The 12,077-nt window shown below is 61.1% G+C and carries 9 protein-coding genes; 2 read left to right on the top strand and 7 right to left on the bottom strand.

The features are described 5' to 3' along the window. Nucleotide 1: 1 nt before the first annotated feature. Complete coding sequence (locus AC1DIM_RS07015; protein ID WP_477709762.1) at nt 2–1,135, top strand: polysaccharide pyruvyl transferase family protein; 1,134 nt, start codon at nt 2–4, stop codon at nt 1,133–1,135. Between the two features lie 58 nt (nt 1,136–1,193). On the opposite strand, the gene AC1DIM_RS07010 is transcribed toward AC1DIM_RS07015, so the two are convergent. The 6 genes from AC1DIM_RS07010 to AC1DIM_RS06985 all read right to left on the bottom strand — a co-directional run bounded on the left by AC1DIM_RS07010 (nt 1,194) and on the right by AC1DIM_RS06985 (nt 7,258). Further along, on the bottom strand, nt 1,194–2,096 hold the full coding sequence (locus AC1DIM_RS07010) for a glycosyltransferase family 2 protein (RefSeq protein ID WP_477709761.1): 903 nt from the start codon (nt 2,094–2,096) through the stop codon (nt 1,194–1,196). Further along, nucleotides 2,093–3,718: a glycosyltransferase gene (locus AC1DIM_RS07005; RefSeq protein ID WP_477709760.1), complete on the bottom strand. Its 1,626-nt coding sequence runs from the start codon at nt 3,716–3,718 to the stop codon at nt 2,093–2,095. Before AC1DIM_RS07005 ends, AC1DIM_RS07010 begins: the two co-directional genes overlap by 4 nt. Before the next feature lie 40 nt (nt 3,719–3,758). Next, nucleotides 3,759–4,487 (bottom strand): ABC transporter ATP-binding protein, encoded by a 729-nt coding sequence (locus AC1DIM_RS07000; RefSeq protein ID WP_477709759.1) that lies wholly within the window; start codon nt 4,485–4,487, stop codon nt 3,759–3,761. Continuing rightward, nucleotides 4,487–5,353: an ABC transporter permease gene (locus tag AC1DIM_RS06995; protein ID WP_477709758.1), complete on the bottom strand. Its 867-nt coding sequence runs from the start codon at nt 5,351–5,353 to the stop codon at nt 4,487–4,489. The genes AC1DIM_RS07000 and AC1DIM_RS06995 overlap by 1 nt, the downstream gene beginning before the upstream one ends. Further along, nucleotides 5,350–6,537, bottom strand: a complete 1,188-nt coding sequence (gene glf / locus AC1DIM_RS06990; protein WP_477709757.1) for a UDP-galactopyranose mutase — start codon at nt 6,535–6,537, stop codon at nt 5,350–5,352. Before glf ends, AC1DIM_RS06995 begins: the two co-directional genes overlap by 4 nt. Before the next feature lie 130 nt (nt 6,538–6,667). Then, nucleotides 6,668–7,258 (bottom strand): acyltransferase, encoded by a 591-nt coding sequence (locus AC1DIM_RS06985; RefSeq protein ID WP_477709756.1) that lies wholly within the window; start codon nt 7,256–7,258, stop codon nt 6,668–6,670. Nucleotides 7,259–7,494: 236 nt separating this feature from the next. Here AC1DIM_RS06985 and AC1DIM_RS06980 point away from each other — a divergent pair, with 236 nt between their 5' ends. Beyond that, nucleotides 7,495–11,490, top strand: a complete 3,996-nt coding sequence (locus tag AC1DIM_RS06980) for an FtsK/SpoIIIE domain-containing protein (protein WP_477709755.1) — start codon at nt 7,495–7,497, stop codon at nt 11,488–11,490. Between the two features lie 24 nt (nt 11,491–11,514). Here AC1DIM_RS06980 and AC1DIM_RS06975 read toward each other — a convergent pair whose 3' ends face one another. Continuing rightward, nucleotides 11,515–11,910, bottom strand: coding sequence for a hypothetical protein (locus AC1DIM_RS06975; RefSeq protein WP_477709798.1), 396 nt, complete (start codon nt 11,908–11,910; stop codon nt 11,515–11,517). Nucleotides 11,911–12,077: the final 167 nt, after the last annotated feature.

Raw genomic sequence — 12,077 nt, 5'->3', positions numbered from 1 at the left:
GATGACTGAGAACATCTACCTTGTGGCCTCAGGCGGGAACCCAAACTATGGCGACGAGCTCATTGTGGCCTCCTGGCTCCGGTTCCTCGCCCGAGTCCGGCCCGACGCCGCAATCTGGCTGGACTGCCCACAGCCGGGTACGGCAAGCGCCTTATTTGCAGGCATCCATCCTGGCCTGCACACCACGAACACACTCTGGCGCGCCTGCGCCGAGGCTTCAGATCAGTCTGCCCGGGGCGTGTGGGATCACGTCACGAACGTTGTCAACCGTGGCGGCACGCCTATGTTTGACGTCGGGCTCATGAGGTTGGGGCAAGCGGACTCGATTCATCTCCTGGGCGGAGGCTATGTGAATGGGGTCTGGCCGGACCACGTGGGGCTGGTCGCGGGAATGGCGGCCGCACAACGGCTTAACGGCTGCAGGCTCGCAGGTTCCGGGCTAGGGCTGATGCCCCCGCCCGAGAACGCGGACCAATTAGCAAAGACGTTCGGTGACTTCTCGGAAGTAAGCGTCCGCGACGACGCCAGCGCGGAATTTCTTGGTCTCGAAACAGGATTAGACGATGCATTCCTCGGCATCCTCAATGAGCTGCACCGTAGTACTAACTCTCCAGGCGTTCAGTCCCGTGCCAAGGACGTAATGCTGTGCATCCAGAGCGACATGACCGATGAACCAACGTTTTCCCGGCTCAGGGAGAAACTGCGGGCCGTAGTCGAGAACTCGCTCGCAAAGGGTCTCTCTGTGGGCTACGCTGAAGCGATTCCAGGGTCCGACCGTCGAATGTTCGATGCCCTTGAAGGAATAATTCCCGAGGAGAACTTCATACCCTTTACCCAGGTCTGGAGCGACGGGCTACCGGTACGCCGTGGACAGCACTGGTACACCTCCAGGTTTCATCCGCACATGGTTGCTGCGGCCGCGGGTGCCAAAGGCGTCGCCATCGGCATTCGTGACGAATACTACGACATTAAGCACCGCTCCCTGCTGGATCTCGGATCCGGTTGGACCTACACGGCTGCGAGCGGAGACTTGGAACTTCCGGAACCGACCGGTTCGCCCGACTTTGAGACAACTGCGATCCGGTTGGCGGCAAACAAGCGGACCGAGGCGCTGGTTTTGTATCCCGTCCGCTAAACGAAGGCATAACAAAAGGGGCCCTGTCGGTGCCCCTTTTGTTATGCCTTCATAGCCTTCAGCGCACGGTGCGCGCCATTTGAGGCTTGGGGTCAAACCTGATCCCAGCAAGGACCTGCTTGGCAACACTAAGCTGCAGGCGGCGCCCTACCCCGCCCTTAAGCATCCATGCAAACGTTGTGACCACGAACCTCACCCAAGCCAGCTTGTCATCGTGGTGCCAGCGGTACGATGACTCGTTCCGAGCTCCATAGAAGAACTTCCAGGCATTCGCCGCATTCAGGTCCCCAAAGTTCACGCCGCGGTTTGTCGGCATATCGTGAGTCACAACGCTGTCGAGAATCTGAACTCCGGGTCCCTCGGCGCTGATCCTGAGGGTGTACTCCATGTCATCGAACCAGATGAAGTACTCAACCAAGGGCAAGCCATATTTTGCGATGGAACGGCGCGGAATAAGAACTGAAACAAAGGAACAGTTGGTGACCAGCACAGCCTTCTGGTCTTTGGCGATCAGGCGGCCCCAGTCCCAGGTCGCGCCGGCGTTGTTCATCTCGCAGATCGAGCCGTCGGTGTAGCGGACGAGGGAACAGCTGTAAGGTACTTTACGATCGAGTTCTTTCTCGGCGTCTGCATGGCCTGCCAGCAGTCTTTCCAGGGCTTTCTCATCGGTGTAGCAGTCATCATCCATGATCCACACCCAGTCGGCGCCCCGCTCGTAGGCGCGCTCCATCCCGGCAGCGAATCCTCCAGCACCGCCCGTGTTGGAATCCAGACGGACTATTTCCACGCGGGGATCGTCGTGGTAAACCGACAGCAGCTGCGGGGTTGAGTCCGTGCTGGCGTTGTCGATGACGATGAGCCGGTCCACGGGCCGCGTCTGGGCCAGGATTGAGTCGAGCACCCGTCCGAGCTTGTCAACTCGGTTAAAGGTGACTACTACGGCTGCGACCTGGTCGGTCATGCTTTCCATCCTTCGTAAAGTTCTGTTGTCCAAATCCGTGCGTCGGGAAGTTCCTTCAGCGCAGCGATCTTCTGCCTTTGTTCTTCGACGATCTGTTCGCGTAATTCCTCCGAAGCCATGATCGCCATCGTGCGCTCCACGGCTGCCTTGATAAACGCCAGCGGTTGTCTCGGCACCAGCGCCTGGGCGGACACCAAGGAAGCTTGAGAACCGACGTCAGTGGAGAGGACCGCTACGTCGTGGGCGGTTGCCTCAAACGTTGTCAGGGTGAGTCCCTCGTTGTCCGACGAAATGACCAGAAGGTCCGATTCGGCGAGCGTTTCGTCTACGGAATGCGGTGGCTGGCGTAGTTCGATGTGGTCCGTCAGCCCATATTTCGCGACCAGTTGTGCTGTCTCTTTTTCCAGCGTGCCTGAGCCGTGGAGGATGAAGCTGACATCCTGCTCCGCGGAACGCATCAGCTGGGCAGCGTAGCGCAGAAAAAGATACGGGCGCTTCTGCTGGCTGAGTCGACCGACGAAAGACACGGTGAAAGGACGTCCTGGCTCCTTCTCAACTTTCGAGGCCGCGGCGACATGATTCAGGCCATAAAGCGGAGCCAGGGAAACCTTTTCCCTGGGGACATCGCGTTGCAAGACCATATAGTCTCTCAGCTGTGGTGAGATGACGTGGTGCATGTCTATAGCGTTGGACAGCTTCACCGCTAGCTCAACGAATCCGCCGGTCCGCCACTCGATGATGTGTAGTGAGTCGACCGTCCTGATCCGAGGATCCATGGCTTTGAACCATGGAAGGCGGTGATACAACCAGCCGTTGTGGTGGACATGGATGCCCTGAACGGAGAACTTCGTCAGCAGTGCCACCAACAAAGCAGACTCTTCCTCGACGGAAATGGGCAGGTCCATTGGCAGGACAAGCGCCCCGTCCAATTCGGGCCGAGTGATCCAGGGGTGGGCTGACTCCCGGTCGGTCAAAACAATCGGGAGGAAGCCGGCCTCGCGGGCCAGGGCAATCGTTTCGATGGCCCATCGTTCTGCACCTCCCATTTCGAGCCAGTGCAGCCCAAAGAGGATTGCAGGCTGACCCTGGTGAGACTGGCCGAGCAGAGGCGCGGTCGATTCAGGGGGAGCCATGCGGTGCGGCCGGCGGTAAGGGGTGACGCGCTTTTCATAGTAATCAGTGAGTCCCTGGCGCAAGGCATCGAAAGCGATTGGTGCACCAAATCGGGCAACGCGCAGCACTTTGGCTTTCCGGCCCGGACGGTCGTAGAAGTTTTCTCCGCCCTCAGCACGTTCTCCACCTAAATCCAAGACCAAGGGAATGATAGGCGAATCGATGGTCGCCACGGCTGAAACCGTGCTCTTGATGCCTACTGCGCAAACGACGGTGCGGTTGGGCTCCCATTCGTGTGTGTGGCACGCATTTCCGGTCAGGCGCGGGAACTCACCGTCCGGTGCACGGAGGACTATGACCCTGAATTCACGGCCCGGCTGGATCAGCGAGTGGTAGTTCAATCCGCCAACGAGCAGTCCGAGTTCCCTGTCTGAGAGGCGGCTTTCCAGACCTGCCAGTCCAGAGCCGCCGTCGTCGACTATCTCAAAGAGCTTATGGGCATTATTCATGAGGATCCCCCGTTGCAATCACGTTCATGTGCTGTTTCCTTTAGCCTTCTCGCAAGAGGCGGACCGCATCTTCGATGGGGCCATCGGCAATTTTGATGCCCTTTTGGAGCACCACCCCACGGTCACAGACCTTGCTCACCATGTCCAAATCGTGGCTGACGACTACCAAAGTGGTTCCCGTCTCCCGAAGTTCCTGGATCCGCGCCAAGCACTTCTTCTGGAAAGGCTCGTCACCGACCGAGAGGATCTCATCGATCAGGAAGACGTCAGGTTTGGTGTGTACCGCGACAGAGAAGGCCAGACGGAGAAACATTCCGGATGAGTAAAACTTAACTTCGGTGTCGATGAACTTACCGATCTCAGAGAAGGCGACGATCTCATCGAACCTGTCCGCCGTTTCCTGTTCGGTCATTCCCAGGATCACGCCGTTGAGGTAGACGTTTTCCCGTCCCGTAAGATCCGGGTGGAACCCGGCGCCGACCTCGATGAGGCCTGCAACTTTTCCCCGGGTGCGGATACTGCCAGTGTCAGAACTCATCACCCCGGAAATAAGTTTCAGCAACGTCGACTTGCCTGATCCATTAAACCCGAGCAAGGCCACGGACTCCCCGGTGTCCACCGTTACATCGACTCCATCAAGCGCCATAAATGTTGACGATAGGTCGCCGCGGCGGCCCTTGAAAAGCCATACAACGGTTTCCTTTAGGGAACGCGTGTGCCGGAGGTTGAACCGCTTCGAAACATTCTCGACGACAATAGCTTCTGGCATCACAACTCCTGCGCAAATCTGCCCTCAAGGCGACGGAACACTGACTGCCCCAGCGCCAGGAACAAAAACGAAATAATCAAGCCCACCGGCAGCCAGATGGACAAAAGATTGTCCGGCAGGCGGGCACCCTCCGGCGCCAACTTCACGGCAGCTGTTGGTGACCAGAAAGCAGCATGAAAAAGTTCAACCGCAATCGTCATCGGATTCAGCTGGTAAAAGAAGTAGAACGTTTCACCAAGCGTGTCTCGGACCAGGTACCAGGCGTATAGCACAGGGGACAGCCAAGTGGCCATCATCAAAAAGAGGTCGACGATGTTCTCGGAATCACGGAACATCACGTTCGCGGCACCAAAAAGGAGCCCGAGACCCAGCGACAGAATAGTGACTATAACGAACGCACCTGCGGCCCCGATCAGTTGGTTCACGCTGGGAGTCCAGCCAAAGAAGAAGCAGGCCCCGAGCAAAATCAAGAATTGTGGGAAGAAATGCACGATGGCTACCCACACCGATGCAACCGGAAATAGCTCGCGAGGAAGATATATCTTCTTTACAAGCGCGCCGTTAGCAACAACAGAACGGGTGGCCTGACCGAACGCTTCGGAGAAAAAATTCACCAGGATGATTCCGGAGAACATATATATAACGAAATTCGGTTGTTTGTTGAGCCCCAGGAAAACTCCCAATGCAAAGTAAAAAACCACAAACTGCACGGCAGGGCGGACGTAGGACCACAGAAGGCCCAAAAAGGAACTCCGGTACCTTACCTTGAGTTCTTTACGAACGATGAGGCGCAGCAAACCCCGGCGTCGAATGACGTCTAGAAGTCCGCCGCCGTTGTCGGGAGCAGCAAGCAACTCACCGCTCATGCGTCTACGCCTCCGCTTTCAATCTTGGCGCCGCCCTCGAAGTGCGGGCGGATTTTGTTGTCGAACATCGTCAGGGCAGAGCCGATGGCCATGTGCATGTCAAGGTACTTGTAGGTGCCGAGACGGCCGCCAAACAGGACGTCCTTCTCGGCGGCAGCCAGGTCACGGTACTTGAGCAGCCGCTCCCTGTCAGCGGCAGTGTTGATCGGGTAGTAAGGCTCGTCGCCCTTTTCGGCGGCACGCGAGAATTCCCGCATGACGACGGTCTTTTCGGTCTGGTACTCGCGCTCAGGGTGGAAGTGGCGCGGTTCTATGATGCGCGTGTAGGCCACATCGGCGTCGTTGTAGTTGACCACCGACGTCCCCTGGAAGTCGCCGACGTCGAGAACTTCCTCTTCGAAATCGATGGTCCGCCACGAAAGGTCGCCTTCGGCGAAGTCGAAGTAGCGGTCAACGGGGCCGGTGTAGATCACGGGAATGTTACCAACGACTTTGTTCTTGCTGTACTCGTGCGACTCGTCGAAGAAGTCCGTGTTCAGCCGCACTTCGATGTTCGGGTGTTCCGCCATCTTTTCGATCCAGGCCGTGTAGCCGTTGGTGGGCAGGCCCTCGTACTTGTCGTTGAAGTACCGGTTGTCGTAGTTGTAGCGCACCGGGAGGCGGGAGATGACGCCTGCAGGCAGATCCTTGGGATCGGTCTGCCACTGCTTGCCCGTGTAGTGCTTGATGAACGCTTCGTAAAGCGGCCGGCCAATCAGCTGGATGCCCTTGTCGTTCAGGTTCTGCGGATCGGTTCCAGCGAGCTCGCCCGCCTGCTCCTGGATCAGCTCCTGCGCCTGGCCCGGCGTCAGGTTCGCACGGAAGAACTGGTTGATCGTGGCCAAGTTGATGGGCAGGGAGTAAACCTCACCTTTGTGCACGCCATAGACCTTGTGGACGTAGTTCGTGAAGGTTGTGAAACGGTTGACGTACTCCCACACACGTTCGTTGGAAGTGTGGAACAGGTGCGCGCCATAGCGGTGCACTTCGATCCCCGTCTGCGCTTCCTTCTCGCTGTAGGCATTGCCACCGATGTGGTGCCGGCGGTCGAGAACAACCACCTTCAAGCCGAGCTCGGTGGCGGCCTGTTCTGCGATTGTCAGGCCAAAAAAGCCAGACCCTACGATGACGAGGTCAGCGGTCACAAAATCTCCTGGTTCGAAAGCGGGCAGCGCAATGTTCGGCTTCGTCTGCTGAACCAGCGTACCCGAGACCCCATCGTGACCTACTAATCCGGAGAGTCAGGTACCTCACCCGGCAAGCACTAAACCACCGTCAAACGCCTACCTCGCGGAGCCCGCCGTCGTGCTCCTCGTAGCGGCTACCCGTGTGCGGGCAGAGCCACGACCCGTTGTCTTCCCGCAGCGGTAGTCCTGCTTTGCCCACCCAGCCGATGCGTTTGGCGGGGACACCTGCCACCAGTGCGAAGTCCGGCACATCGCGCGTCACCACGGCCCCTGCGGCTATCGTTGCCCAGGAGCCGATGGTCACCGGCGCAATGCACACGGCGCGGGCGCCGATGGCTGCTCCAGCCTTGATGGTGACGCCCACCTTGTCCCAGTCGTCCTCCGTCTTGAGCGTCCCGTCGGAGTTGACCGCCCGGGGAAACACGTCGTTCGTTAGTACGACGGCGGGGCCGATGAAGACTCCGTCGCCAAGGACTGCCGGCTCGTAAACCAGGGCATAGTTCTGCACTTTGCAGTTGTTTCCCAACTGCACGCCGGGACCGATGTACGCGCCGCGGCCAATGACGCAGTTCTCCCCCAGAGCGGCGCCCTCCCGGACCTGCGCCAGATGCCAGACTCTCGACCCCTGGCCAATGTCCGAGTCTGCTGAAACATCGGCGCTGGATTCCACTGAAATCACGGGGATCGCTCCTTCGGCTGAGGCGGCTCGGCGTAGGCGTGAGGCGCAGTGCCACTGATCCTAACCGAGGCGTGCCGGCTGTGGACAGGCTCCGAGGAAGCACCTGCGCTTTTCCACATACGGCAACCCACCCCGCGACACATGCCGGCCTGATGGCTAGCGTGGAAGGAAGCTGACTGTTAGGAACCTCAATCATGCTGCTGCACTGCACGCTCGTTCGGAGCCCGTGCGCAACCATGCAGGAACCGCCCGTGGAGCTGACCATCGAGGGTCCGGTCGGTGCCGCAGGTGCCGCCCTGCAACAGGTGCTGGCCGCCAGGTTCGGTACCGGCCAAGTGTCCGTCGAGGGGCGCGGCGTGAGTTCACTCACTCTCGGGCAGCCTCCGCTAGTCACCGGGGCCGTCCTCGTCGATGCGGCGAACATGACTGCCCGCCGGTCCAGGCAGCGCACGCCCGAACCACCCGCCTCCCTGGCACTCGCCGTGCATAGCGGCCCGGGGGCTGGCCTGGTGATTCCCCTCCGGCGGGGCACCTACCTCATAGGCCGCAATAATGCCGAGATCGTCATCCCCGACGCCGATCTGTCGCGGGCCCACGCACGCCTGGTGGTCACCGAGACAGCCATCACAATTGAGGACCTCGCCAGCGCCAACGGCACCGAAGTGGACGGCGAGCGCCAGCGGAACGCCGTCGTCACGACCAGTTCCACGATTAGCTGCGGCAACTCAACCATGTCACTCGTCTTCCTGGAGCAGCCCGACAACCAATTGGACCAAGCAGGCACCGATGTCCACGAGCCGTTGGTCGTCAGGCGGCGCGACGATCCCTCGAACCGGGCGGCGCTACTCCTGACCGCTGTTCTGCCGGTAGTCATTGGCGTGGGCCTTGCAGTCGTCACTGGAATGTGGATGTTCCTGGCCTTCACCGCGGTGTCGGCGATCTCCATCCTTGTGCCAGTAATCGGCGGGCGTCGGCAACGCCGCGAACTGGCGGCGGCCGTCCATGCCGCTGTGGTCAAAGATCGGATCCGACGACGGCGGGCCGCGCCGCCGCTGTCCGCCCTTGCCATCGGCGGTGCCACAGAGAGGAACCGGACTGCCCCCGACACGGGCAACGGTATCTGGCTGCGCCTGGGCCAAACTACTCAACCAGCCAACCTCACATTCGAGCCGCCCGATCCGGGCCTGGCCGTCCCACCAGGCGGGATGCTGCCGGTCACCCTCGACCCCGCACGTCCTCTCACCAGCATCCGTGGACCGCGCGACGCGGCGGAGGGACTGGTGCGTTCACTCCTGATGCAATTCGCCGGCTACCCACTGGGTCGCGATACCCGTGTGGTGGTCCACGGAAAGGTTGATCAGCTGCCCCTCGCCGCCCGTTTCCTGGAAGGCGTCACCCTGTCCAGCCGTCCTGGCGCCGTCCAGGACCTGCTGAAACGCGGCTTCGGGCCCTCACGCGGGCATGGCGTGTTGATGCTTTTGGACGGCGCAGAGAACACGCCCGCAATCATCGAAAAGGCTCTCGAACATCAGTGGCAGGTCATCCACTTCCCCAGCGAGGGCGAAACCCCGCTCAGTGCGGACGTCGAGCTCGATGAACGCAGCTCCGTGTTCAGTACAGGAACCGAAAGCATCCGCTTCCTGGCGGATCTGGCGCCCGCAGTCGTCTTCGACGGGTTTTGCCGCCGCTTGGCCAGGGATCCCTGCAAGACCGGCGCGGCCAGTGGAAGCATCCCACCTTCTTGCCGGCTCATGGATCTTCTCCCGGCCCCCACCCCCGAAATAACCAGACGGTGGAAAGTAAACAGCAGGCAGCCCGGATTGGCCGTTCCGGTCGGGTTGGGTGCGGCGGGCCCGCAGATGCTGGACGTCCAAGCCGACGGACCGCATCTATTGGTTGCCGGTACGACGGGCTCGGGAAAATCTGAGTTCCTCCGTAGCCTGACTGTTGCCTTGGCTCTCAGCTACCCGCCGGATCGCATCAACTTCCTTTTTGTGGACTTCAAGGGAGGCTCGGGCCTGGGGCCCCTGACGGGACTTCCGCACTGCGTAGGCGTGCTTACCGATCTCAGCAGCCATGAACTGGAACGGTATTTGCAGTCGCTTCGCGCCGAAATCAGATTCCGGGAAGAGGCCCTGGCAGCAGTGCAAACCCCCGACCTAGCGTCCTACCGGGCGACTCCGGCGGGCCTCGCCTCACCGCTCCCCCACCTCGTGATTGTCATCGACGAGTTCCGCATGCTCGTCGAAGACGCCCCGGAAGCACTCCGCGAACTCATGCGAATCGCAGCCATCGGCCGTTCGCTCGGGATACACCTGATCATGGCCACACAAAGGCCGCAAGGCGCATTGACGGCGGACATCCGCGCAAACGTGACCACAAGCATCGCACTGCGGGTCCAATCCGAAGTGGAGTCAACGGACATCATCAATTCGAAAGCCGCCGCCGGGATCAGCATAGACATGCCGGGCCGCGCCTACCTTGTGCGTGGTACTGAAGCTCCGGTGGAGTTCCAAGCCGGTTCACTGACTGCCGGGGCTATTGCGTCCGAACCAACCGGGCTCTCCGTACACCTGGCATCCGACCACATCGACACCCCGCCCGCTGGAGATGAACCAGCAGGCGAAGGCGCCGAACCGACACCCGCCCAGGCGACCACGCCGTTGATCGCTTCCATGTCCGGGTTATGGGAGGCCATGAGCGGCGGTCCTCTCCGGAAGCCGGTTGCTCCCCCGCTCCCTGGCGTGCTGCCCGAACCATCCGCCGTGCCAAATGGTGACAGCTGGACCGTCAGGCTCGGACTGATGGACCTGCCCTCGGAACAGAGAACGGCGCCACTCATCTGGGAACCCGCGGCGCACGGACATTTGGCGTTCGCGGGCGTACCGGAATCAGGCGTAACTGAGGCGATCCGGCTGGCGGTTCGCCGTCTCGCCTCCCACAGACACGAATCGCACTTGTACATCCTGGATCCGGACAGCTCATTCGCCGGGTTGGCCTCGCACGGCCGGGTGGGTGCCAGGGCCGGGCTGCACGAGCTTCGGCGGGCAGTCCGCATTCTGGAGCGGCTCACACAGGAGCAATCGCGTCGGCTGGCCGATCCCGCCAGCGATGCCACGCCGCTCGCGCTGGTGATTGCCGGTTGGGGTTCCTGGGCCTCGGCTTTTCGGTCGGGGCCGCTTGCCTGGGCTGAGGACCTGGTCCACGACCTGATCCGTGACGGCGGCAGGGCCGGTATCAGTGTGATCATCTCCGGCCAACGGGAAATGGTCACTGCCAGGTTCTTCGCCGCCATACCCAACCGTGTGTATTTTCCCACCGGTTCAAGCGAAGAGAGCCGGATTGCCTGGCCGAAACTTCCTCCGACTGCATCCGTGGCGGGTCGGGGCGTGGCCATGGGCGCACTGTCGGCCGGGAAAACAGCTGTCTGCCAGTTCTACACTCCCCATCCACCCGGTGCTGACGGTACGGCGCCAAGTCCGCCGTGGAAGACGACTCTCACAACGATGACTCCAGCAAACCTGCCCTTCCGCATTGAGCCTCTGCCTTCCATGGTCCCGGCGTCCCGGATCCTCGCTAAGACTGAGACACCACGCCTCGACGGCACACCCGCCCGTATGCCGGATGAAATACGGGCCAAGGCAGGACACACGCCCTGCCTCCTTCGGGTAGGCGTCGGCGGCGACGAACTTGAACCGGTCTCCGTCCGCGTACCAAGAGGTGCGGTTCTGGTTGTGTTGGGCGGCCCGTCGTCGGGGAAATCATCGTTTCTCCGGCTGTTGCCGCGTGTCAACCCCCATGCAGGACCATGGCTAAGGCCCGAACCGGAGATCGAACCAACGGCCTACTGGTCCGAAATCCTCAACCGGGCATCCACCGGCACTATCGCCAAGGGGTCCGTGGCCCTGGTGGACGATGCAGACCTTTTGCCGTACGACGTGAACCGCCACCTCGTCGAGCTCAATGCCCTCGGAATCACTGTGGTCATGACTGCCGGCTTCAGTCCGGCCCTGTCCCAGCGGGTTCCGCTCGCGCTCCAGGCGCGCAACCTGGGCGCCGGCGTATTGATCGGCCCTCGGACGTTCTTGGACGGCGATCTCTTCGGGGTGCGGTTTGAGGCCGAAGCGAACCCTCCACCGGGGCGGAGCATCGTGGTCCGGAACGGCCGCGCCCTGGCTGTCCAGTTGGGTTGGGTACCAGCGGACGAGAAAATGCAAGGACTCGCCGCCTAGTGCTTCCGCCAAGTCCGCCCAGCTTTAGAGTGCCCGGGGCAGCCCGCCGGTCCGGGAGGCATAGCTGATAACGCGCTTATCGAAAAGAAGCACCAGGGCTGTGAATGCCGGCAGCAGCATGGCCAGCCCGGCCAGCACCACGCCGGCCGTGAGCGTGGGAAAGCCGATGGTGAGGACAAACAGCTGGGCCACCAGCGCGGCAGACCTCGTCCACCGGCGCCCCCGGAAAAGGAAGTGCCCCACTGAATAGAGCCAGGCAGAGAACGCCAACAACAGGCCCAAGGTGAAAACAGCGCCCCAGAAGGAAAGCACAGGCGCTCCGGTCACGAGCTCGAAGCCGTACCAGCCGGCGGCAACCAAAAGGGCTGTGGCCTCAGCAGCGACGATCAACGCGATCACGAGGATTCCGCGCGGCCGCATCTGAGTCCCGTGGTCAGGTTCGGGCAGCGGATCTGAGGGGTTTTGGGGGGCTCTTGACACACTGGCACCCTACCGGACATAGTCGGACAGTGGTGGGGGTCGGCAACACGGATGTGATGTATCGCTCAGGAATCCGGGGATTTCAAGCTGTATTACCCCTTGTTTAC

Source organism: Pseudarthrobacter sp. 01T43, from assembly GCF_056398665.1.
Note: the sequence above shows the minus strand (reverse complement) of the source record. Positions and strands in the feature narration are given on the sequence as shown.